The sequence below is a fragment of the Mesorhizobium sp. AR07 genome (assembly GCF_024746815.1).
In the GTDB taxonomy this organism is placed as follows: Bacteria; Pseudomonadota; Alphaproteobacteria; order Rhizobiales; family Rhizobiaceae; genus Mesorhizobium.
The window spans coordinates 4,551,532-4,574,796 of sequence record NZ_CP080525.1 but is presented as its reverse complement, the minus strand read 5'-3'; the positions used below and the strand labels follow the sequence as shown (position 1 = coordinate 4,574,796).

Annotated in this window: 20 protein-coding genes; 9 read left to right on the top strand and 11 right to left on the bottom strand. The window is 64.3% G+C overall.

The annotated features are described in order from the left end of the window. Positions 1–13: 13 nt before the first annotated feature. The 3 genes from BPNPMPFG_RS23155 to rtcR form a co-directional block, all read right to left on the bottom strand. The gene (locus BPNPMPFG_RS23155) at positions 14–616 is read right to left on the bottom strand and encodes an ANTAR domain-containing response regulator (protein WP_258590964.1); all 603 of its coding nucleotides are present in this window, start codon (positions 614–616) and stop codon (positions 14–16) included. Beyond that, positions 613–1,707 carry a transporter substrate-binding protein gene (locus BPNPMPFG_RS23150; protein WP_258590963.1) on the bottom strand — a complete coding sequence of 365 codons (1,095 nt, stop codon included), beginning with the start codon at positions 1,705–1,707 and terminating at the stop codon, positions 613–615. Before BPNPMPFG_RS23150 ends, BPNPMPFG_RS23155 begins: the two co-directional genes overlap by 4 nt. A gap of 180 nt (positions 1,708–1,887) precedes the next feature. Continuing rightward, positions 1,888–3,486: an RNA repair transcriptional activator RtcR gene (rtcR, locus tag BPNPMPFG_RS23145; RefSeq protein ID WP_258590962.1), complete on the bottom strand. Its 1,599-nt coding sequence runs from the start codon at positions 3,484–3,486 to the stop codon at positions 1,888–1,890. Between the two features lie 207 nt (positions 3,487–3,693). Between rtcR and BPNPMPFG_RS23140 the strand changes: the two genes are divergently transcribed. Beyond that, positions 3,694–5,253, top strand: coding sequence for a vWA domain-containing protein (locus BPNPMPFG_RS23140; RefSeq protein WP_258590961.1), 1,560 nt, complete (start codon positions 3,694–3,696; stop codon positions 5,251–5,253). 1,158 nt (positions 5,254–6,411) lie between these two features. Beyond that, positions 6,412–7,815 (top strand): RtcB family protein, encoded by a 1,404-nt coding sequence (locus BPNPMPFG_RS23135; RefSeq protein WP_258590960.1) that lies wholly within the window; start codon positions 6,412–6,414, stop codon positions 7,813–7,815. Between the two features lie 43 nt (positions 7,816–7,858). Here the strand turns inward: BPNPMPFG_RS23135 and BPNPMPFG_RS23130 are convergent, their stop codons facing one another. Then, positions 7,859–8,728 (bottom strand): helix-turn-helix domain-containing protein, encoded by an 870-nt coding sequence (locus tag BPNPMPFG_RS23130; protein WP_258590959.1) that lies wholly within the window; start codon positions 8,726–8,728, stop codon positions 7,859–7,861. Between the two features lie 92 nt (positions 8,729–8,820). Between BPNPMPFG_RS23130 and BPNPMPFG_RS23125 the strand changes: the two genes are divergently transcribed. Together BPNPMPFG_RS23125 and BPNPMPFG_RS23120 are read left to right on the top strand one after the other, a co-directional pair. Then, positions 8,821–10,365, top strand: a complete 1,545-nt coding sequence (locus BPNPMPFG_RS23125) for a 4-hydroxyphenylacetate 3-hydroxylase N-terminal domain-containing protein (protein ID WP_258590958.1) — start codon at positions 8,821–8,823, stop codon at positions 10,363–10,365. Positions 10,366–10,371: 6 nt separating this feature from the next. Continuing rightward, entirely contained in the window at positions 10,372–10,881 is a 510-nt protein-coding gene (locus BPNPMPFG_RS23120; protein ID WP_027040156.1) for a flavin reductase, read from the top strand. A 345-nt stretch (positions 10,882–11,226) separates the two neighbouring features. On the opposite strand, the gene hpaR is transcribed toward BPNPMPFG_RS23120, so the two are convergent. Continuing rightward, the gene (gene hpaR / locus BPNPMPFG_RS23115) at positions 11,227–11,622 is read right to left on the bottom strand and encodes a homoprotocatechuate degradation operon regulator HpaR (protein WP_258596876.1); all 396 of its coding nucleotides are present in this window, start codon (positions 11,620–11,622) and stop codon (positions 11,227–11,229) included. A 215-nt stretch (positions 11,623–11,837) separates the two neighbouring features. Here hpaR and BPNPMPFG_RS23110 point away from each other — a divergent pair, with 215 nt between their 5' ends. The 5 genes from BPNPMPFG_RS23110 to hpaH all read left to right on the top strand — a co-directional run bounded on the left by BPNPMPFG_RS23110 (position 11,838) and on the right by hpaH (position 16,746). Beyond that, complete coding sequence (locus BPNPMPFG_RS23110) at positions 11,838–12,224, top strand: 5-carboxymethyl-2-hydroxymuconate Delta-isomerase (protein WP_258590957.1); 387 nt, start codon at positions 11,838–11,840, stop codon at positions 12,222–12,224. An 11-nt stretch (positions 12,225–12,235) separates the two neighbouring features. Further along, on the top strand, positions 12,236–13,753 hold the full coding sequence (gene hpaE / locus BPNPMPFG_RS23105) for a 5-carboxymethyl-2-hydroxymuconate semialdehyde dehydrogenase (protein WP_258590956.1): 1,518 nt from the start codon (positions 12,236–12,238) through the stop codon (positions 13,751–13,753). Between the two features lie 14 nt (positions 13,754–13,767). Beyond that, positions 13,768–14,748 (top strand): 3,4-dihydroxyphenylacetate 2,3-dioxygenase, encoded by a 981-nt coding sequence (gene hpaD / locus BPNPMPFG_RS23100; protein ID WP_258590955.1) that lies wholly within the window; start codon positions 13,768–13,770, stop codon positions 14,746–14,748. A gap of 322 nt (positions 14,749–15,070) precedes the next feature. Then, on the top strand, positions 15,071–15,943 hold the full coding sequence (locus tag BPNPMPFG_RS23095) for a fumarylacetoacetate hydrolase family protein (RefSeq protein ID WP_258590954.1): 873 nt from the start codon (positions 15,071–15,073) through the stop codon (positions 15,941–15,943). Beyond that, a complete protein-coding gene (gene hpaH, locus BPNPMPFG_RS23090) occupies positions 15,940–16,746 on the top strand; it encodes a 2-oxo-hept-4-ene-1,7-dioate hydratase (RefSeq protein WP_258590953.1) in 807 nt (268 codons plus the stop codon). Before BPNPMPFG_RS23095 ends, hpaH begins: the two co-directional genes overlap by 4 nt. A 31-nt stretch (positions 16,747–16,777) precedes the next feature. Here hpaH and BPNPMPFG_RS23085 read toward each other — a convergent pair whose 3' ends face one another. Genes BPNPMPFG_RS23085 through BPNPMPFG_RS23060 form a run of 6 tightly spaced genes read right to left on the bottom strand, consistent with a single transcriptional unit; the run spans position 16,778 to position 23,231 of the window. Continuing rightward, complete coding sequence (locus BPNPMPFG_RS23085; protein ID WP_258590952.1) at positions 16,778–17,800, bottom strand: phosphotransferase enzyme family protein; 1,023 nt, start codon at positions 17,798–17,800, stop codon at positions 16,778–16,780. After that, entirely contained in the window at positions 17,797–19,104 is a 1,308-nt protein-coding gene (locus BPNPMPFG_RS23080) for an aminotransferase class III-fold pyridoxal phosphate-dependent enzyme (RefSeq protein WP_258590951.1), read from the bottom strand. Before BPNPMPFG_RS23080 ends, BPNPMPFG_RS23085 begins: the two co-directional genes overlap by 4 nt. A gap of 35 nt (positions 19,105–19,139) precedes the next feature. Next, positions 19,140–20,489, bottom strand: coding sequence for an aminotransferase class III-fold pyridoxal phosphate-dependent enzyme (locus BPNPMPFG_RS23075; RefSeq protein WP_258590950.1), 1,350 nt, complete (start codon positions 20,487–20,489; stop codon positions 19,140–19,142). 20 nt (positions 20,490–20,509) lie between these two features. After that, positions 20,510–21,178, bottom strand: coding sequence for an HAD family hydrolase (locus BPNPMPFG_RS23070; RefSeq protein WP_258590949.1), 669 nt, complete (start codon positions 21,176–21,178; stop codon positions 20,510–20,512). Continuing rightward, positions 21,175–22,461, bottom strand: coding sequence for a Tm-1-like ATP-binding domain-containing protein (locus BPNPMPFG_RS23065; protein WP_258590948.1), 1,287 nt, complete (start codon positions 22,459–22,461; stop codon positions 21,175–21,177). Before BPNPMPFG_RS23065 ends, BPNPMPFG_RS23070 begins: the two co-directional genes overlap by 4 nt. Next, on the bottom strand, positions 22,461–23,231 hold the full coding sequence (locus BPNPMPFG_RS23060) for an IclR family transcriptional regulator (RefSeq protein ID WP_258590947.1): 771 nt from the start codon (positions 23,229–23,231) through the stop codon (positions 22,461–22,463). Before BPNPMPFG_RS23060 ends, BPNPMPFG_RS23065 begins: the two co-directional genes overlap by 1 nt. Positions 23,232–23,265: the final 34 nt, after the last annotated feature.

The following is a 23,265-nucleotide window of genomic DNA, read 5'->3' as shown; positions in this document are numbered from 1 at the left end:
GGCTGCCGGGAGGTCAGGCGCGATGGGACTGGTCATCGTCGCCTTCCTCATCCGTCATTGCCACGATCCGTCGCGCGGCATCTTCCACACTGATCTGCCAGCTCATCGCCAGCGAGCGCAGCTGTGCATAAGCGCGGCCATCGTCAGTACCTTTCGAGAGCGCGGCCACCGCGCGCACGATGGTCTGCCGCTCGGCGACGCGCTGGCGAAGCGAGGCAATTTCGCTGGCTAAATGCTTGCGGGCCTCGAAACTCTGCCTTGCGATCAGCAGCGCGCTGTAGACGCCGGCATTGCCGACCGGCTTCAGCAGTTGGGCGTCGGCCTTGTGCGACAGCGCCCATTCGATGCGGCCGGGCGCCTCGGAGCCGATCAGCGCCACCAGCGGCATCGGCGCCTCGCCCGGCTTCCAGGGAAATTGCTCGTCAAAGCCGAGATCGGCGTCGAAGAAGACGAAATCGGCGGCGAGCGCCTCGGGCGGCAATTCCGGCCAGCAATCCACCGTGATCAGGCCGATGGCCGACAATTGCCTTGTGATCGCCTGCACCGTCGGATGTGGGCGATGCAGGACGAAGGCCCTGGCGCCGCCGAGATTGGGGATGCGCGGGGGTCTGGTCACGACACCACCCTCAGGCGCGGGCGACCGAAGGTCCTGGCGGGGTCGTAGCGCGACAGATAGGGGTCCGGCGCCACCTCGTCCTCGCGGCTGACGACCTCGAAGAAGCCGTCCGCGATGCGCCCGATGATCACCGGCAGCGTGGCGTGCTGGGTGTGCGCATCGATGGCAATCGGCCCGAGCCGGGTGGTGAAGCGCCGTTCGGCGAAGGCCTTGGAAAATTCCGCCGGACCGGCGTCGGGATCGCGCGAGAGCACGTCGGCCATCACTTGTACGGAAGCATAGGCGGATGCCTCGAAGGACGAGGCGAAGGCGGCGGGACGCGGCGCGAAATACGGCCCGACCGACAAATGCCCTTTGCCGGATTCGCCGATCGCGGGCAGCTCGCCCTCGGTGAGGTTGCAGGAGATGACGGGGCAGGCGTCAGAGCTGAAGGCCGCATCCTCACCCGCCAGGTCGCGATAGGCCGCCAGGAAGGCGTAGGACGAGGTGCCGATCAAATTGTTGAGGATGAAATTCGGCCGCGTCGCCCGGATTTCGGCGATCAGGCGCGACACGTCGGTCTCGCCGATGCGCAGATAACGCTCGCCCAGGACCTTGCCGCCGGCATCCGCGATCAGGTCGCGCGCCACGCGGTTCATCTCCCAGCCCCAGATATAGTTCGACCCGAGCAGGAAGCCGTTGGCGCCGAAGCGCGGCACGACATGAGCCATCAGCGGCACCAGATGCTGGTTGGGGCAAGCGTGCATGTAGACGACGTGCTCGTTGGCCTCGAACCCCTCATAGGGGCAGGCGTACCAAAGCATGCCGCCCGCCTTTTCCAGCACGGGGATCGTCTCCTTGCGGCTCCAGGAGGTGACACAGCCGACGACATGGCGCGCGCTGCTGGTCTTGAAGATATCCTCGCAGAGCGTCGCGTAGCGATCCGCATTGCTTTGCGGGTCGCGCTCGACCGGCACCAGCTCTATGCCATGGCCGCGGTCGGCGTTGATGTCGGCGATGGCGCGCATGGCGCCCATCCGGCACGCATCGGAGATGAGCTGATAGCTCCCCGAGCGGGAATACAGGATACCGATCTCGATGCGCCGTTTCAAACAGATCCCCAAAATGACAATGCCCCGCAGCCGGCGCCGGAGGGGCGAGGCATACGAGGCATTCTTGCCGTCCGGCGATCAGAGCCGGTATTTTGTCCTAGCGTATTCGGTACGGCGGGTCAGTCAAGCGGGAAAGTGCGTGATGCCTCCTGGTGCAGGATCCGGCGTGCACGACCTCGATCATCTCCGAGCGATATCCTCGAAGCTCAAATCGAACCGCTGGAGATATTTGCGCAGGCGGTCGGCGTCGTTGCCGCTGGTCTTTTGCAGCCGCGAGACGGCGAACAGTTTTCGCCCGGCGGCGCTGATCGAATTGCTGTCGCGGCAAACCTCCAGCACGGTGGCAAGCTGAGTCCGGTCGAACATGTCGATCCGGCTTTGCCGGTCAGGGCCGAGTATCTCCTGCACAATGGCGTCGCGGTCATCGGCATCACCAGCACGCCACAGGGCCGTCAGCCGATCGATTTCGTCGCGCACCGTCTCCTCGTTGATGCGGCCGAGCGGCGCCAGTGTCGCCATGCGAGTGACCGATGCCGAGAGATCGCGGAAATTGGCCCGCCACATCGCCTCCGGCGCCACGGCGAACCTGAGATAGAGCTCGCGCGCCTCCTTGTTGAAGGTGGCGTTCTGTCCCTCGCGCTCACTGAACCGACGCAACTCGAATTCGAGATTCGGCTCGATGTCCTCCTTGCGGTCACGCAGCGCCGGCAGCTGGAAGGTCCACAGGTTCAGCCGCGCGAAAAGATCCTCGCGGAACTTGCCCTCCTTCACACCGATCGAAAGATCGCGATTGGTGCCGGCGAGAAGCTGGAAATCCGATACCACGTCCTGGTCGGCGCCGACCGGCAGGAAGCGCTTTTCCTCGATGGCGCGCAGGCACATGGCCTGTTCGTCGAGGCCGAGCTCGCCGATCTCATCGAGGAACAGAACACCCTTGTTGGCCGATTTCATCAGCCCGGCACGCTCGTTCTGGGCGCCGGTAAAGGCACCCTTGATGTGACCGAACAGTGTCGACATCGCCTGATCGCCGCGCAGCGTCGCGCAATTGACCTCGATGAAGGCGCCCGAGACCTGCCGCTGCGCCTTCTTGAGTTCGTAGATGCGCCTGGCCAGCTGCGACTTGCCCGCTCCAGTCGGGCCGGTCAGCAGCACCGGCGCGCGCGAGCGGATCGTCACCTTTTCGATCTGGTCGATCATCTGGTTGAAGGCCGGATTGCGGGTGGCGATGCCCGATTTCAGAAACGATGTCGCCTCGTCGCGCTCGGCTGCAAAACGCGTGGCGATCGCATCGTAGCGGGACAGGTCGAGGTCGATGATCGAATGGCTGCCGAAAACCTCGCCGTTGCCCTGGGGCTTGCGCGGCGATAGCTGAAGCAGCCGCGCGGGAATAAAGTGGGCCTCGGTGAGCAGGAACCAGCATATCTGCGCGACATGGGTGCCCGTGGTGATATTGACGAGATAGTCTTCCTTCTCGGGATCGAACGCATAGCCGCGGGCGAAGTCACGCAGGCCGGTGTAGACCTCACTGAAATCCCAGGGATCCCGCATGCTGATAAGATGAGGCCTCACCTCGGTGGCGGGCGAAACCTGTTCTATGTCGGCAATGACCTGTCTGGCCAGTCGCTGCGATCGCTCGTCGTGGATGAGTTCCAGACGATCGATAAACAATCCCGGCTGCTGGCACAGCGCCACCGTCGGCCGCCACTTTTTCCAGCGGTCGTCGCGCCCGCTGGCATCGAGCGTCGTTCCGAGGATGCCGATTGCAACGCGTCTTCTCATTCTTATCCTATAATATAAGGTACAATCTTATCATATCACTATTCTGCCGCCATCGTAAACTGGCTCAATGGGATACGATCTCGTCGTGAAAATTTGTTTCTAAATAAATCAATGGCTTATGTCAGACCAGTCTCTCAAAACCGAACCCTCACTTCAAACTGGCACGCCGCTTGTACTGCTGCCGGTGTGAAATGAAGGATGAGAACAATGGCGAACAAATCCGTGTTTGCGACGATTGCAGGAAAGCTGCTCCCGCCGGCTGACGCTCGGAACCATGAGGATGCCCAGGCTTATCGCCTGTCGCCTCACCAGGCTCTGGCGCAGCTGGCGGCGACGGGAACGTTCAACGCGACTTTCTATGCCGAGCCGAGTCAGCAGCTGGACGAGGTGCTGAAACTCGCCTGGCAGGTCGAGCCGGGATTTTTGGCGCGCACCGCCGTCCACGCTTTCGAGCAGGGCTACATGAAGGATATGCCGGCATTTTTGCTGGCCGTTCTCTCCTGCATGCAGGGCGACGAGTTCAACCGCGCCTTCGGGCGGATCGTCAGGAACGGCAAGATGCTGCGCACCTTCGTGCAGGTGATGCGTTCGGGCGCCACCGGGCGCAAGTCGCTCGGCTCGCGGCCGAAGCGCCTGGTTCAGGCCTGGCTCGAGCAGGCGGCCGACTTCGAGATCATGCGGGCCGCGGTCGGCAATGATCCGTCGCTGGCCGATGTCATCAAGATGGTTCACCCGAAGCCAAAATCGGCATCGCGCGAGGCGCTTTATGGCTATCTCATCGGCAAGCCGCATGAATTCGCGGCCTTGCCGGAGGCGGTGAAGGCTTTCGAGGCGTTCAAGCGCGATCCGTCGTCTCCGGTGCCGGAAATGCCGTTCCAGATGCTGACCTCGATGCCGCTTACATCCGCGCATTGGGTGCAGATCGCGGAGACGGCCGGATGGCAGATGCTGCGGCAGAACCTGAACACTTTCGCCCGCAACGGCGTGTTCGAAGTGGATGGGTTTGCCGAGAGGCTGGCGGCGCGTCTGCGCGATCCGGAAGAGGTCCGGCGTGCCCGGGTGTTCCCGTATCAGCTCATGGTGGCGTTCACCATGACCGATGCGAAGGTGCCCGGCGTGATCAGGGACGCGTTGCAGGATGCGATGGAGATAGCGCTCTGCAACGTTCCCCGGATCAATGGCAATGTGGTCGTATGCCCGGACGTTTCGGGCTCCATGGCCTCGCCGGTGACCGGGTATCGCAAGGGCACGACGTCGGCAGTGCGCTGCATCGACGTGGCTGCCCTGGTGGCCGCCGCGATGCTGCGCCGCAATCCCACGGCGATGGTCCTGCCGTTCGAGAACGATGTGGTTGATATCAGCCTCAATGCTCGCGACACGGTGATGACCAACGCCGCCAAGCTTGCCGCTATCGGTGGTGGCGGAACCAACTGTTCGGCTCCGCTGACACGGCTGGTGCGGGAGAAGGCGAAGGTCGACCTGGTGGTGTTCGTGTCGGACAACCAGTCCTGGGTGGATGCATCAGCGCATGCGCATCAGGGCACGGTGATGATGCAGGAATGGAGCAAGCTGAAGGCGTTGAACCCGGAGGCCAAGCTGGTCTGCATCGACATCCAGTCGAATGCGACGACGCAGGCCAAGTCGCAGGCCGACATCCTGAATGTCGGCGGCTTCTCCGACCGCGTCTTCGACGTGGTCGGGACGATGCTGTCCTCGAGCGGCGACCCGGACCATTGGGTGCGCACGATCGAGAAGGTCGAACTCTGACAATGGTCCCGGCGGCGCGTCCGCCGGGACCATCCGGAACAAGATCAGGGCATGACGAATGCCGATGGAACTACAGGCTGTTCACCTCCAGGTCGCGGGTTCGAATCCCGTCGGGTCCGCCACTATGGACCCGTAGCTCAGCGGTAGAGCGGGACGTTTCGTCAAACCTTGTCGTCATGCCCCGACGATTTTTGCGCGGCTTTGGTCGCACTCGAGGAAGAAAGGAAATGAACACAAGGCGTGACGAATGCCTGTGGAACTACAGAACTTCCAGGTCGCGGGTTCGATCCCCGCCGGAGCGACAGCTCCGTAGCTCAGCGGACAGAGCAGGGAGAAGCGTTTCACAACAGACTTGTCGTCACACTGAGAGAAAATTGCCGCGGCAAATGCTGGATGGAACTACAGCAACATGAAACGGGATGCTCCGTGAGGTTCGACTCCTCACCTTGCAGGCGCTCTCTGGCACGAGCGGGACTCCTGGTGTTTCATCATTTCTTGTCACCGCGGCGACAAATACAAAATGGCGAATGCAGGCAGGACTACAGGTAGCGCGCCCGCCGAAAAGGCGGGAGGTCGGGTGTTCAAATCACTCTCTCGCTCTGCGGAGCGGGGTGGCGCAGTCACCGTCTTGCCGACCCTTGTCGCCAGCCGATTGAACAGGGTGAATGCCTGCGGGAATACATTGGTATCTGGCGGTTCGATTCCGCCCGTCGATCAGTTGATCGGTTGGTTTCTGGCATCGACTCGTCGCTCGTCAGAGAAAAGGAAATGAATGGCGAATGCAGGCAGGACTACAGGGATAGAGCGTCCGCTACGAAAGTAGCGGAAGGTCGGATGTTCAAGCCATCCCTTTCATCCCTCCGGGACGGAAAGTAGCTCAGTAATTGTCTTGCCGATCCTTGTCGCCAGACCGAATGAAAAGGACGAATGCCTGCGAGACTACAGGTAGACGCAGCCCGCTGCAGAGCAATTCCAGGAAAAGTGTGAAACGGTTTTCCGTCCGGAATTGTGACAAACAGGCAAGCGGGTGCCGAAAGGCGTGAGGGTTCGTGTCCCTCCTTCGCATCGTGCGAAGTGGCGGAAAAATGTCTCGTATTCCCTTGTCGTCCGTTCGCAATACGCAATGCTGCCAAGGCAGTCGTACCGAAAGTGAAAGACATGACCGAGATTTTGAGTGGACAGGATTTGATCGACGCCGGAATGCCGCAGGGCAAGTGGTTCGGCAAGGCGCTGGCCGCCGCGAACGCGGTGCTGGAGAGCGGCGGATCGCAGGGCGATGCGCTGGAGGCCGCGCGCACCTTCGCGCCGCCGCCGGCTGTGCCGTTGCATGCGGCTGCCGCCGTGCCGCTGCATCTGAACATCGCGGCGGAAACGCCTGATGAGGCCGCCAATGTCGAAGCGGTGACGCGTAGCATGACCGAGCTGATGCGCACGCCGGTGATCCGTGCCGGCGCCATCATGCCGGATGCCTGCCCGGCCGGTCCGTTGGGCACCATTCCGGTTGGCGGTGTCGCGGTGTCCGAGGCGATCCATCCCGGCATGCATTCGGCCGACATCTGCTGCTCGATGGCGATTTCGGTGTTTCCTAGCGTGGCGCCTGCAGCACTCCTCGATGCCGTCCACGCGGTAACCCATTTCGGACCGGGCGGACGCCCGCGCGGCCAGCAGATCCGGCCGGCCCAGGAGGTCTTCGAGCGTTTCGAGGCCAACCCCTTGCTGCGCGATGTCACCAGTGCTGCGATCGAGCATTTCGGCACGCAGGGCGACGGCAACCATTTCGCCTATGTCGGCACGCTGAAGTCGAGCGGCGAGACGGCACTGGTCACCCACCATGGCTCGCGTTCGCCGGGAGCGCGGCTGTACAGCAAGGGGATGAAGATCGCCGAGCGCGTGCGCAAGATCCTGTCGCCGGAAACCTTGCCCCAGAATGCCTGGATTCCGGCCGACACCAAGGAAGGCGATGAGTATTGGGAGGCCCTGCAGACGATCCGCGAATGGACCAAGGGCAACCACATGCTCATCCACGACCTGACGGCCAAGCGCCTGTCGGCGAAGGTGTCGGACCGGTTCTGGAACGAGCACAACTTCGTCTTCCGCCGTTCGGACGGGTTGTTCTACCACGGCAAGGGGGCGACGCCGGCCTTCGACAACTGGGCCGACGACGCGACCGATCTGACGCTGATCCCGCTCAACATGGCGGAACCGGTGCTGATCGTGCGCGGCAAGAACGCCGCGCACGGACTTGGCTTCTCGCCGCACGGCGCCGGGCGCAATTTCTCGCGCACCCAGCACCGGCGCATGCAGGCGGGGCGCGGCGACGCCGATATCTTCGCTCAGGAGACGAAGGGCATCGATGCCCGCTTCTTCTCCGGCGTAACGGATATTTCGGAGCTGCCGAGCGCCTACAAGAACGCGGCGTCGATGCGCCGCCAGATCGAGCATTTCGGCCTGGCGGAGATCGTTGACGAGGTCATGCCCTATGGCTGCATCATGGCCGGCGACTGGGAGGCCAATGCGCCGTGGCGCAAGAAACGGGAAGCGCGCCAGCAACAGGGACGCTAGCCGGCAAAATGGATGCGGGCCGCAAGGCCCGCATCCATAACCATCAATGCCCTTGCAACTGCTTGCGGCGCCAGGCGGCCGGCGCCTCGCCGACCCGCGCGCGAAAGAAGCGTGAAAAGTACGCCGGATCGTCGAAGCCGATTTCGTAGGCGATGTCCTCGACCGTGCGTATGGTGAACAGCAAGAGCCGCTTGGCTTCCAGCAGCCGCCGCTCGCTGACGACCCGCTTGACGCCGCTGCCCAGCACCGCACGGGCGGCCTTGTCGAGCAGATGCGGGGTCGTGGCAAGGGTCTCGACATAGCGGTCGACCGGCCAGTTGTCGCGGAAATGCGCGTCGACGAGACGGCGTAGCCCCAGCGCCAGCGAAGCTTCGGAAGAGGTTGTCGAGGTGGTCCCGCCGGGACTGAGACGGGCAATGTGGGAGAGCGCGACGGCGATCAGCGCCGGTAGGACTTTGTCGTTGCCGGCCTGCGCCTCGGTATATTCGGCGGCGATCATGTCAAGCACCGCCGCCAGTCTTGTCCACGCGGCATGGTGCGGCAGGCCGTCGGCAAAGACCGGCCGGTCCAGCGGCAGCAGGCTGTGGCCGGCAAGCGCGGCAAGCGCATCATCGGCGACCGAGACGACGATGGCGTCGGTGCCGGGCCCGATCGAGAAGCCGTGCACGACGTTGCTTGGCACGAAGCTGACAGCGGGCGCCGAAAAGTCCCAGGACCGGTCTTCGATGCGATAGGTTCCGGAGCCGCTCGTCCAGTAGCTGATCTGGCCCATCTGCGGATGCTTGTGCGCCGCGACCTCGCCATGGTGGATACTGCCGCGGGCAAGCACCGTCTCGACATGCAGGAAACCGACATCGAGCGGCCGTACCGGCTCGCCATAGACGAAGAAATCGGGGATGGAGTTCTGGCTCATGGCGCCGGAAAAAGTCCAATCGGTTTTGCCATTCCGTCCATAACCGATCCATGCCCGGGGCGCTAGGGTTGGCCCTCAAGTGGAGGAACATCATGCGATCAGAAGACTTCCGTGCCGACAAGCGGCGCCCGTTCACCGGGGCCGAGTATCTGGCGAGCCTGCGCGATGGCCGCGAGGTCTATATCAACGGCGAGCGCATTGCCGACGTGACCACGCACCCGGCGATGCGCAATTCGGCGCGGTCGCTGGCGCGCCTCTATGACGCCCTGCATGATGCCAAGCGGCGCGATACCCTGACCTCGCCAACGGACACCGGGTCGGGCGGCTACACCCACAAATATTTTCGCGTCGCCAAATCCTCCGCCGAGATTGTCGCCCAGCAGGCGGCGATCGCCGAGTGGTCACGCATGTCCTATGGCTGGATGGGGCGCACGCCCGACTACAAGGCGGCGCTGATGAACACGCTTGGCGCCAATGCCGACTGGTATGGGCCGTTCAAGGACAACGCGCTGTCCTGGCACACACGCGCCCAGGAAGCGGCGCTGTTCATGAACCATGCCATCGTCAACCCGCCGATCGACCGCCACAAGCCGGCCGAACAGGTCAAGGACGTCTTCGTCCACATCACCAAGGAGACCGACGCCGGCATCTACGTGTCCGGCGCCAAGGTGGTGGCGACGTCCTCGGCGCTGACGCACTACAATTTCCTGGCGCAGAGTTCGGCGACGGTCACCGAGGATCCGTCGCTGTCGGTGATGTTCATCGTGCCGATGAACGCGCCGGGGATAAAGATGTTCTGCCGCGTTTCCTACGAGCAGACGGCCAACACGGTGGCGGCGCCCTTCGACTATCCGCTGTCGTCGCGTTTCGACGAGAACGACGCCATCCTGGTGCTCGACAATGTCTTCATCCCCTGGGAGGACGTGCTGGTGCTGCGCGACGCGCAGAAAATCCTGTCCTTCCACCCGGCCTCCGGCTTCATGCACGGCTACTGTTTTCAGGGCTGCACGCGCTTTGCCGTCAAGCTCGACTTCCTCGCCGGTCTGCTGGCGAAGGCGCTGCGAGCCACCGGTGGCGACGCCTTCCGCGGCAACCAAGCGGCACTGGGCGAAGTCATCGCGCTGCGCCACATGTTCTGGAGCTTTTCCAACGCCATGGCCTACAATCCGATCCCCTGGGCGAATGGCGCGGTGCTGCCAAACCTCGAAGCGGCGCTTGCCTACCGGACCTTCATGTCGGAAGCCTATCCACGCGTCATCGACACCGTGCGCCGGGTGATCGCGTCCGGCCTGATCTACCTGCCGTCGTCGGTGCGCGACTTCAACAACCCCAAGATCGACAAATATCTCGCGCAGTATGTGCGCGGCTCCAACGACATGGGCCATATCGAGCGCATCAAGATCATGAAGCTGTTGTGGGATGCGACCGGCACCGAGTTCGGCGGCCGCCACGCGCTCTACGAACTCAACTATGCCGGCGCGCCGGAGGAAGTGCGCCTGCAGGTGCTGAAGGGCGCCGAACGCGGCGGCCGGCTGAAGGCGATGGAAGAACTGGTCGATACCTGCATGGCCGACTATGACGAGAACGGATGGACAGGCGATACCTGGCTCAATCCGCTCTCCTCCCCGGTGGGGTGAACGCCGATGGCCACGCAGATTTCGAAAGCCGATTTCCGCGACGCCATGGCAAGGGTCTGCGCGCCGGTCAACATCGTCACCACCGACGGCCCGGCCGGACGCGGCGGCTTCACCGCCACCGCCATGTGCAGCGTCTCCGACGAGCCGCCGACGCTGCTGGTGTGTATGAACGGCCGTTCGACGCAGGCCGCCATGTTCCTGTCCAACCGGCGCTTCTGCGTCAACGTGCTGACGCATGACCATATGCATCTGGCGGGAAAGTTCGCCGGCGCGACCCGGGATATGGAAGCGCGCTACTCCGCGGCACGCTGGCAGACGCTGACCTCCGGTACGCCGGCACTCTCGGATGCGATCGTCAACTTCGATTGCGAGATCGAGACCGTGCATGTCGTGGGCACGCACAATGTCATGATCGGCCGCGTCATCGACGTCCGCCACGGCAGCGGCGGCTCGGCGCTGCTCTATGTCGATCGCAATTACACGCAGCCGACGCGGCTCGGCAGTTTTGGCGGGTGAGTGCAATTTAGCAGCGCTGACGGAATTATATGGGTGGAGGCGAAGCCTTCCCAACTTCGTCATCCCAGGGCGAAGCAGGAGCGAAGCTCCGTCGCGGAGACCCTGGGATCCATGCCGCGATCTCAGCCGTAGAGTGCAGCGGCGCGGAATTCTGGACCGCGGCAGCGCTCTGAGGTCGCGGCATGGATCCTCGGGTCTGCGCTGCGTCGCTGCGCTCCTTGCTCCGCCCGTGGATGACGAAGCGATGGGCGTTTTCGCCAATCCAAGGCACACGGCCCTTCAACGCAAGCACATCCACCCGTGCGCCGGGGCGCCAGAACTTCTGCGCCGAGGAGCCCGAGGACCTCAGCTCTCGCCGTCGATCAGGCTCTCCAGGAGGTCGAGCAACTGCTCAAGCTTCTCGTGGCCGAAGCGCTGTTCGATGTCGCGGTAGATGACGCGACGCTCGGGAGAGAGGGCATCGATCAGGGCGGAACCGGCTGGCGCAATGGTCAGCACGACGCGGCGGCCATCGCCTTCCGCCTTGTTGCGGGTGATGAAATTGCGTCCCTCGAGCGCCTTGATGATGCGCGTCAGGCTGGGCGGCAACACGGAGGCGCGATCGGCAAGCTCGGTCGCCTCGACCGAACCGGCTTCGCTCAGCACGCGCAGCACGCGCCATTGCTGCTCGGTCACGTCGTGCGCCGCAAGCATCGGGCGAAACCGCGCCATCACCGCTTCGCGGGCGTGCAGCAGCGCCATTGGCAGGGAACGACGGGTGTTTTCAGGCAGCAAGAAAAAGAATCTCCTACGCTGGCTTGCGATCGAAAGCGGGCCTCGGCCGAATCCGCCGCCAAAGCCCGTCCTTGCCATCCCGTATCGTTGCGCCAAGCGCGATGCAAGACTTGACTTCGCGGATGGCACATGTAATTAACGCGTTAACTACAACGAGACAAGTGATAGGGGAGCGAAACGCCGTGCCGCACTTCTCCATCGAGTACTCGGCCAATCTCGATGCCAAGGTCGACATGGACGAATTGTGCGCGCTGGTGTTGCGCACCGTGCTGGACACCGGGCTGTTCGAGACCGGCGCCGTGCGGGTGCGCGCCTTTCGCGCCGATGCCTATGCCGTGGCCGACAGGCTGGCGGAAAACGCCTTCCTCGACATGTCGTTTCGCTTGGGAATCGGGCGCAGCGCCGATGAGAAGAAGCGGACCGGCGAGGCCGTCTTCGCGGCGGTGAGCGAGCATCTGGCGGCGCTGTTCAAGACGCCGCATTTCGCCCTGTCGCTCGAGATCCGGGAAATCGACCCGGTGTTGAGCTGGAAGAAAAACGCAATCCACCCGCGACTGCGCGGCAAGTGACGGAAGCTGATATGTCCGACCTGCAAGGCAATCTGAAGAAGGCCGAGGCCTATCTGGCCCGTTTCAAGCGCGACGGCGTGTTGAACCAGATCGGCGGCGAGGCGGTGCCGGCGCTCGACGGCGCGACATTCGAAACGCTGTCGCCGGTCGACCTCAAGCCGCTGGCGAACATCGCACGGGGCGGCGCCGCCGACATCGACCGCGCTGCCAAGGCGGCGAAGGCGGCGTTCCCGGCCTGGGCGGCGATGGCGGGTGAGGCGCGCAAGAAGCTGCTGCACAGAATAGCCGACGCGATCGAAGCGCGTGCCGAGGAGATCGCCTTCGTCGAATGCATGGATACCGGCCAGGCGCTGAAGTTCATGGCCAAGGCGGCGTTGCGCGGCGCCGAGAATTTTCGCTTCTTCGCCGACCGTGCGCCCGAGGCACGCGACGGCGAGACGCTGCGGACGACGGGCCAGGTCAACCTGACGACCCGGGTGCCGATCGGCCCGGTCGGCGTGATCACGCCGTGGAACACGCCGTTCATGCTGTCGACCTGGAAGATCGCGCCGGCACTGGCCGCCGGTTGCACCGTGGTTCATAAGCCGGCTGAGTTCTCGCCGCTGACTGCTCGCCTGCTGGTGGAGATCGCCGAGGAGGCCGGGCTGCCCAAGGGCGTGTGGAACCTGGTCAACGGTCTGGGCGAGGACGCCGGCAAGGCACTGACCGAGCATCCCGACATCAGGGCGATCGGCTTCGTCGGCGAGAGCCGCACCGGCTCGATGATCATGAAACAGGGTGCCGACACGCTGAAGCGCGTGCATTTCGAGCTCGGCGGCAAGAACCCGGTGATCGTCTTCGCCGACGCCGATCTCGAGCGCGCCGCTGATGCTGCTGTTTTCATGATCTATTCGCTGAACGGCGAGCGCTGCACCTCGTCGTCGCGGCTGCTGGTCGAGGCCTCGGTCTATGACAGCTTCACCGCCGGGGTCGCCGAGAAGGCGAAGCGCATCGTCGTCGGCCACCCGCTCGATCCCAAGACGGTGGTCGGGCCGTTGATCCATCCGGTGCATGAAAAGAAGGTGCTGTCCTATATCGACATCGGCAAGTCGGAGGGTGCGACGCTCGCCGCCGGCGGCGGCAAGGTCGATGGGCCGGGCGGCGGCTGCTATGTCGGCCCGACCCTTTTCACCAATGTCTCCAACGGCATGCGCATTGCGCAGGAGGAGATCTTCGGGCCGGTGCTGAGCGCCATTCCGTTCGCCGACGAGACGGAAGCGCTGGCTTTGGCCAACGACACGCAATACGGCCTGACCGGCTATCTCTGGACCTCCGATGTTACCCGCGCCTTCCGCTTCACCGACGCGCTCGATGCCGGCATGATCTGGGTCAATTCCGAGAATGTGCGCCATTTGCCGACCCCGTTCGGCGGCGTCAAGAATTCCGGCATCGGCCGCGACGGCGGCGACCACTCTTTCGACTTCTACATGGAGACGAAGAACATAGCCTTCGCCACGACGGCGCACGCGATCCAGAAACTCGGCGGCTGATCAGAGGAAATCAAATGCCCTTGCCCAAGCCCAATCTCTACCCTGAATTCAACATCGTGCGGCTCAGCCATGTCGAGCTGGCGGTGACCGACCTCGCCAGGTCCCGCGCCTTCTATGTCGACACGCTCGGCCTGCAGGTCACCGACGAGACATCGGACAGCATCTATCTCAGGGCGCTGGAAGAGCGCGGACACCATTGCATCGTGCTGAAGAAGGCTGAAGCCGCCGAGGCGCGCGACCTCGGCTTCAAGCTGTTCTCCGAGGACGATCTCGACAAGGCCGAGCACTTCTTTGGGGGCAAAGGCCTGCCGGTGGAATGGGTCGAGCGGCCCTACCAGTCGCGCACCTTCCGCACCCGTGATCCGCACGGCATTCCGCTCGAATTCTATGCTGAGATGGAGCGGCTGCCGCCGATCCACCAGAAATATGCGCTATACAAGGGCGTCAAGCCGCTGCGCATCGACCACTTCAACTGCTTCTCGCCCAATGTCGACGAGTCCGTCGCCTTCTACAACGAGCTAGGCTTCCGCGTCACCGAATACACCGAGGATGCCGCAACCGGAAAGCTGTGGGCGGCGTGGACGCACCGCAAGGGCGGCGTCCACGACATCGCCTTCACCAATGGCATTGGGCCGCGCCTGCATCACGTCGCTTTCTGGGTGCCGACGCCGCTCAACATCATCGACCTGCTCGACCTGATGGCAACGACAGGCTACCTCGCAAACATCGAACGCGGCCCCGGCCGGCACGGCATTTCCAATGCCTTCTTCCTCTATGTGCGCGATCCGGACAATCATCGCATCGAGATCTATTGTTCGGACTACCAGACGGTCGATCCGGACCTCGAGCCGATCAAGTGGGACCTCAAGGACCCGCAGCGGCAGACGCTGTGGGGCGCGCCGGCGCCGAAGAGCTGGTTCGAGGAGGGTAGCGTCTTTGCAGGCGCCACGGCGCGCCAGCCGGATTTGACGGCTTCGCCGATCATTGCGCCGTGATGGGTTGGTTGATGTCTGCGTTCCGTCACGCCCCCCTCTGTCCTGCCGGACCCGGCCCTTCGCTATCGCTCCGGGCGTTCGTCGTTCGGAAAGCCAAGCAATTGGCTTCCCGTCCGCTGCGCGGACCACTCCTCACCCCCCACTTGGGGGGAGATTGGATGTCATCTCTGCCTTCGCCAATTTCCAACGCAGGAACAAAAGCGCCGCCCGAACGGTCAGCCGATCTCCCCCCTCGTGGGGGAGATGTCCGGCAGGACAGAGGGGGGCGCCGTAGAGCGCCTGACCTGCGTCCATCCAACACCACCAACGGCGGAGTCCCAGCATGAGTCCCGCACGGCTGGCCACCTTCACCGTCGGCGGCAAGGCGCGTTATGGCGCGATCACCGGCAAGGGCGTCGTCGACCTGTCGGCCCGCCACGGCCAGTGGCCGACGCTGCGCGAAGTCATCGAGGCCGGCGCCTTGCGTCGGCTGGCGGAAGAGGCGGACGCCTTCCCCGCCGATTTCGCGCTCGACGCCATCGCCTACGACATCCCGATCCCTTCGCCGGAAAAGATCATCTGCGTCGGCGTCAACTATCCCGACCGCAACGAGGAGTATAAGGACGGCCAGGCAGCACCCTCGAACCCGTCGCTGTTCATCCGCTTCCCCCGCTCGTTCGTCGGCCATGGCGCGCCGCTGGTGCGGCCGCCTGAATCACAGCAGCTCGACTATGAGGGCGAGGTCGTCATCGTCATCGGCAAGGCCGGCCGGCGCATCACGCAAGCCGACGCGCTCGGCCACATCGCGGCGCTGTCGCTGTGCAACGAGGGCACCATCCGCGACTGGGTGCGGCATGCCAAGTTCAACGTCACGCAAGGCAAGAATTTCGACCGCAGCGGTTCGATCGGCCCGTGGCTGGTGCCGTTCACGGACGAGGCGCAGATCGCCGACATCGCGCTGACCACCCGCGTCAATGGTGAGCTGCGCCAGCAGGACCGCACCAGCCGAATGATCTTCTCGTTCAGCAAGATCATCGCCTATGTCTCGACCTTCACCACGCTGGTGCCCGGCGACGTCATCGTCACCGGCACGCCGACGGGCGCCGGCGCTCGCTTCGACCCGCCGGTCTGGCTGAAGCCTGGCGATGTGATCGAGGTTGAAGCCGAAGGCATCGGCACTCTCAGAAACGGCGTCGTCGACGAGGGAACAGCATGACCCCGGAACAGGTTGAAGATGCCGCAGCTAGACTGTTCGAGGCCGAGCGTTCGCGCCGCCAGATCCGGCTGCTCAGCCTCGACTTTCCCGGAGCGACGATGGAGGACGCCTATCGCGTCCAGGCGGCGCTGGTGAGGCGCAAGATCGACGCCGGGCTGAAGCCGAAGGGCTGGAAGATCGGCCTGACCTCCAAGGCGATGCAGTACGCGCTCGCCATCGACACGCCCGATTCCGGCGTGCTGTTCGACGACATGTTCTTCAGCGATGGCGCGACGATCCCCGCCGGCCGCTTCATCCAGCCGCGTGTCGAGGCCGAGATCGCCTTCGTCATGAAGGCGCCGCTGAAGGGTCCCGGCGTGACCATCTTCGACGTGCTGAACGCCACCGACTACATCACGCCGGCGCTCGAAATCCTCGACACGCGCATCGAGCGCGTCAATGCGGAGACGAAGAAGGCGCGCACCTTCTTCGATACGATTTCCGACAATGCCGCCAATGCCGGCATCGTCATCGGCGGCAGGCCGCAGCGGCCGCAGGAGACCGACATGCGCTGGATCGGCGCCATCGTCTCGCGCAACGCCGAGGTCGAGGAGACCGGGCTTGGCGCCGGCGTGCTGAACCATCCGGCGATGGGCATTGTCTGGCTGGCGGACCGGCTTGCCCGCTACGGCCTGTCGATCGCGGCTGGCGAAATGGTGCTGTCAGGATCGTTCGTGCGCCCGGTCGAAGCGCGGCCCGGCGACACCATCGTCGCCGATTTCGGCAGTTCGGGCACGGTCAGCATTCACTTCGCAAAGAGCTGACGGTCCTGCCTGCACCCGTCGTGCGGTCGGTTTATGCGCCGCGCAGATAGGCAATCACCACATCGGCTGCGATGGCCGACATGCGCTTGCCGACATCCCTGGTGATGTCGCCTTCGACGCGGCTCTGCACCCAGCCGAGAAAGGCGAAGGCGCGCAAGGCCGAAAACAGCGGCAGCGCGGCGATGTCCTGTGCCGTCAGCTCCCGCTCCTGCCGATAGCCGTCGAGCAGAGCGGCCTCGATCAACGGATAGATCGGTTCCTCACGGTTCTGGTAGAGGGCAACGGCAAGGTCGTACAGGTGCCAGCCATAGCCGCAATCGTCGAAGTCGATGATGCGGATCGCGCCGTTGCGAATGAGCACATTCTCGCGCACCAGATCGGCGTGGATGATGCCGAAATTGCGGGCGCTGCGTTCATGCTCCGACAGTGCCTTCACAGCCTTTTCGCGTGCCTGGAGGACCAGATCGAGGCGAGGAGCATCGAGAAAGGGTGAGGTCTCGAAGCGGCCCCAGATCGGGCTCGGGCCAAAAAAGCCGTCGAAATCCCAGGCATGGCGGGCGAAGCCGGCGGGCGGGGTCCAGGCGGCGGTGATGGTGTGCATATGGGCGATGGTTCGCCCGATCGCCGTGAAGACCTGCCTTGCCTGCTCGGGCGTGTAATCCAGCGGCACGCCTCGTGCGCCGACGGCGCGGCCCTCCAGCCAGGAGAGACAATCGACCTGACGGGACGTCGTCTGTGCAGAGTTGCTGACCGGTACGAACAGCTCGCCGCTCAGCGCAGCTATCGGAGACGGCGTCGCGACCCCGGCGGATTGCAGGAAAGCCGTCCACTGCAGTTCCGAGCGCAAGGCGGCATCTGAGTGATAGCCGAGCCGATGAATGCGCATGGCGGCCGGTTGGCCGCCGGGCAAGCGGACTCGAAACACGGCATTCTCGCGGTATTTCAGCAGCTCCGGCTCGCCATCGCGAACACCCCAATGTTCGAGCGCACGCCTGGCAAGCTCAGTGACATCCGCTTCCGTCTCCGGCTCGGATTGCGTTGCAACAGCGTTCACGCCGGCACCCCGCCGACTTCGCCAAGCACCTCGTCGAGTACGCCAATCAGGAAATCGGCATTGGCGCGGGAAAACGGCATTGGCGGACGGATCTTCAGCACATTGCCGTGGATGCCGGTCTTGCCCATCAGCACGCCGCGGTGGCGCATGCGGTTGGCGACCTGCTCGGCAATGTCGGGCGCGGGTTCGCGTGTCCCGCGGTCATGAACCAGTTCGGCGCCGAAGAACAGGCCGGCGCCCCGGATCTCGCCGATGCATTCGTGGCGATCGGCCAGCGGGCGCAGCAGCCCGAGCGCATGGGCGCCGACGTCGCGTGCGTTGGCAACGAGATCTTCCTGTTCCAGCACATCGAGAACGGCATTGGCCACCGCGCAGGAAACCGGATTGCCGCCAAAGGTGTTGAAGTAGCGGAAGGCGTTGCGGAAGGTCGCCAATATATCCCTTGATGTGACCACGGCGGCGACCGGGTGGCCGTTGCCCATCGGCTTGCCCATGGTGACGATGTCGGGAACGAAGCCGGCGCGCTGATGACCCCAGAAATGGCTGCCAATGCGGCCGAAGCCGGGCTGCACTTCATCGGCGATGACCAGGCTGCCGGCCTTGCGCACCGCCGCCACGGCGTCGTCGAAGAATCCGGACGGCAGTGCCGGAAAACCTTCATTGGCGAGCAGCGGACACAGGATCATGCCGGACAGGCCGATGCCGTCCTTTTCCAGCGAGGCGATGGCCTCGCGCACCGCGTCGCCAAACGCCTTGCCATTGGCCATTGCGTCGGGATGGCGATAGCTGTCCGGCGCCGGCACCAGCTTGACATGGCGGACGCGGCCGCCGACCGGCGGCATGCGGGTGCTGAGCTGCGAAACCGCTGTCGTGTTACCGTGATAGGTTGCGTCGGTGGCGATGATGCCCATGCGGCCGGTCGCGGCCTGCGCCATGCGCAGCGCGATGTCGTTGGCCTCGCTGCCGGTGCAAGTCAGGATGGCGGTGGAGAGACTGGCATCGAAAGTCGCGGTCAGCCGCTCGACATAGTCGAGGATGGCGGTGTGCAAATAGCGCGTATGGGTGTTGAGCAGGCTTGCCTGCCGGCACAGGGCTTCGACCACATGCGGATGGCAGTGGCCGACATGGGCGACATTGTTGTAGGCATCGAGATATTTCCGGCCGTCGGCGTCATGGAGCCAGACGCCTTCGCCGCGCACCAGATGCACGGGCTCGTCATAGAACAATTGCGATTTCGCGCCGAGCAGGCGGGAGCGCCGGCTAACCAGCGCCTGCTCAGCCACTTTTTCCTGCGAATAGGCCATCTTCGTACCGAAACTCCATTATGACAGCTTGCTCGTCAGACCTTCGACAGGCCTGCATCGAGCGCCTCGCCGATCCTGGTGACGTCGGCGGCGCTGATGATCAGCGGCGGCGACAGGATGATGTTGTTGCCGGAGACGCGCAGCATGACGCCGGCTTCATAGGCCGCCTCCGAAACCACGGCCATGGTCTTCTTGTCGGAAGGCTTCTTGGTGGCGCGATCCGAAACCAGTTCCAGCGCCGCCATCAGGCCCTTGTACCTGACATCGCCGACGATAGCGTGCCTGGCCTTCAGCCCTTCCAGCACCGTCGCGAGTTCGACCCCGCGCGCGGCCGCGTTCTCGTTCAGGCGAAGCCGCTTGGTCTCGGCGAGTGCCGCCAGCCCCGCGGCGCAGCCGACCGGGTGACCGGAATAGGTATAGCCATGGCCGATCGAGCCGAAGCTGGTCTTGTCGGCCTCGAACACGTCGGCCACTTTGGCGCCGATCAAGGTGGCGCCGAGCGGGAAATAGCCCGAGGTGATGGCCTTGGCGATGGTCATGAAATCCGGCTTCACACCCCACAGCCGCGAGCCCGACCAGGCGCCCGAGCGGCCAAAGCCTGTCACCACCTCGTCGGCAATCAGCAGGATCTCGTGGCGGTCGCAGATTTCGCGCACCAGCGGCATGAAGCTCTCATGCGGAACGATGACGCCGCCGGCACCCAGAACCGGCTCCATGATGAAGGCGGCGATGGTGTCGCCGCCCTGGAAGGCGATCTCGTCCTCCAGCGCCTTGGCGCAGAGTTTCGCCAGCCGCGCCGGATCGGTCTCGTCGAACGGGTTGCGGAAGGTCCATGGCGCCGGGATGTGGAAGACGCCCGGCAGCAGCGGCTCGTAGTTGCGGCGGAAATTGGCGTTGCCGTTGACCGACGCGCCACCGAAATGCGTGCCGTGATAGCCCTTCTTCAGGGCGAGGAACTTGGTTCGATCGCCCTGGCCGCGGATCTTCCAGTATTGCCGGGCCAGCCGCAGCGCCGTTTCGACCGAATCCGAACCGCCCGAGGTGAAGAACGTCCGCACCATGCCCTCCGGCTCGAACCATTCACTGAGTTCGTAGGCGAGCTCGATCGCCGGTCCGGTCGAGGTGCCGCGAAAGCCGGAATAGTAGGGCAGCGCGCCGAGCTGGTCGGCGATCGCCTTTTTGATCGGGTCGCAACTGTAGCCGAGATTGACGTTCCACAGGCCGCCGACGGCGTCGAGCACGCTTCTGCCGTCGATGTCGGTGACGGTGACGCCCTCGCCCTTCATGATGATCTTCGGCGGGTTGGCCCGCATCTCGGCCGGATGCGCCATCGGATGCCAGATCGGCTTGGCGTTTGTCTCGGTGAGGAAATTGATGTCGCGCATGACAGGCTCCGCAAATGGTCTCAGACGGCTGTGACGAGGTCGAAATGGCCGAGGGCTTCGGCATAGGAAAGTGCTGGCCGGGCAACGTCGAAATGAACCGTGCGCATGCCGGCTGCCCTGCCGCCATCGACATTGCGCTGCTGGTCGTCGACGAAGACGCAAGCATCGGCAGGCAGGCCGAGCGCCTCGGTGACGAAGGCGTAGGCGCGGGGGTCGGGCTTGAGGATGCCGGTATAGGTGGCGTCGACGATTGCGTCGAACAGGTCGAGCAGCGGCAGCCGCCGACGGAAGTCAGCGCCGTAGAACAGGTCGAGCTCGTTGGACAGGATGGCCAGGCGAAAGCCGGCCGCATGGACGGCGCGGATGGCATTGTCGGCCTCGGGTCGCACCACCTTTTCCGGCTCCGCGCCCCGCGCGCGCCGGACGAAGGTTTCCATCGCCTGCCAGTCCTCGCCGACGAGCCGGCCGACTTCGCGAGTACGCGTGCGCCAGTAGTCGCGCTCGCTGATCTCGCTGGCCTGCATCGAACACCACAGCGGGTCGCTGTCCGGATCGAACGGCCCGCGCCATTGCAGCGTTCCCTCGGTGAGGCCGAGCGCCTGTTCGGTCAAGGCATGCGTCTCGAACAGCGTCCGGGTGACGACGCCGCCGAAATCGAGGACCAGCGCCTGGGCCGGAACAGCGCTCACGCGGCCACTCCCTTGGCTGGAACACCGCGCGGAACAATGCCTTCCTCGACCCAGCGGTCGAAGATTTCGAGCGCTTTGCCGACGAAGTCGTCGCTGTTGATGTGGGCGTCGATCTCGTGGAACTCCACGCTGGCAGGCATGGCCTTGCGCATTTCGTCGACGAAGGCGGCGAGGGCCTCCGGCTCGTAAAGCGGCTCGCCCTGCATGTCCCATTCCTGGATGCCGCCGGCAGGCAGGATGAAAGCGGAGCGCCCCTTCGACGCACCCAGCTTGGCGGCGATGGTTCTGGCGACCTGGCGGCGATCGTCGGCATCGACGGTGACCGAGCCGATCAGCCTATTGTGGGCGTGGAACGGGCGTTGCACGAATTTGGCCGGCAAATCCTGCCAGGTCGGCAGATCGACCATGTCGACCGCGCCGGGTGCCGCTATCTGCGGGATGCCGCGGGCGCCGGCATTTTCCAGCCGGTCGGCGCCGGAACTGACGACGGAGCCGGCGAGATGGTTGGTGATTTCCTGCAGGCTGAAGTCGAACACCGCGCAGAAATGCCCTTGTCCGGCAATTGATTCGAAGGCGCGGCCGCCCATTCCGGTGGTGTGGAAGACGGCGACATCATAGCCGCGCCGTTCCAGCGCCGGCTTCAGCGTCTTCATGTAGCGCAGGCAGCTGCCGCCGAGCGAGGTCATGCCGATGGTCGGTCCCGTGGCCTGCCCCGCCGCGCGCGACGCCAGCATGATCTTCGCCGCGCCGACGACCGCGCCGCAGGCCTGCGACAGGACTGCCTTGCAGATGCTGTTGAGACCATAGAGCCCGCCCGCCCACAGGATCATCATCAGGTCGGGCGCGACGCGCTCGGGCGGAATGAGGTGTGAATAGGCGATGGTCGAGACGACGAATTTCGGCACGCCGAGCGGCAGGCAAAGCGCCACGTCGAGCGCCAGATCGGTTCCCATCGAGCCACCGATGGCAATGAAGCCGTCGATCTCGCCGCTTTGGTGAAGCTTGCGCGTCAGCTGCACGGCGCCGCCGGCCATCAGCGTCATGGCGGTGTTCTCGTCGCCGCTCGAGACGATCTCGGCGATCGTCACATCCACGGCGCGCGCAACGGCATGCTTGTCGTGATCCGGGCTGTAGGGCGGATCGCCGAGCACGCTGACATCCATCATCACGGCGCTGCCGCCGGACGCTTCGATGCACTGCTTCATGAACTGGAGCTCGTCGGCCTTGGTGTCGCCCGTGCCAATGACCAGGATGCGGGGCGCTGTTGCCGTCTTTGCAGACATCACGCCTGCCTCCTCAGGGTTTGCAGGTTGTCGCCATTGAGGCGCATCGAAATCTCCCGTGCCGCGGCCATCGCCGCAAGCCCTCGCTCCGCGATATCAGCCGCCGTCGTCCTGGCCTTCGGCGCGGCGACCGCGATGGTGCCGAGTGCAAAGCCGTCGGCCGCGCGGATTGCCGCCGCGACGCTGATCACGCCTGCCTCAAAACCCTGATCGCAGATCGAATAGCCGCGGTCGCGCGTCTCGCCGATCGATCTGGAAATGGCGGCCGGCTCGATCAGTGTGTGCGCCGTGAAGGCCTTGAGGGAACCCGTCAGGCACGCCTTGACGGTCTCGTCGCGAGCGAAGGCCAGATAGGCGACGCCGGATGCGGTGGAGTGCAAGGGCAGAAGCTGGCCGATATCGATGTTGACCCGGTTTGCCCAGGCCGGATGCTCGACATGGACGGTGACCAGCATATCGACGCCGAATTCCGACAGATGCACGGTCTCGGCCGTCGAACTCGCGAGGTCGCGCACCAGGGGAACCGCTGTCTGCAGGAAGGGAAAGCGCGCCTCGCGGATGCGCGCCAGCCGCGACAGACCCGCGCCGAGGCGATAGTGCCGCGTGCCGGCATCCTGCTCGACGAAGCCATGGCCGGTCAGCGCGATCAGCAGCCGCCGCGTCGTCGCCTTGTCGAAGCCCGACCGGCGCGCCAGGTCGGCGAGCCCGAGCTCGGGCTCGCCGACGGTGAACAGCTCCAGCAGCGAAATCGCCTTGCCAACCGTACCCAATTTCGCCTCCCAGCAATCATTTAACGTGTGAATT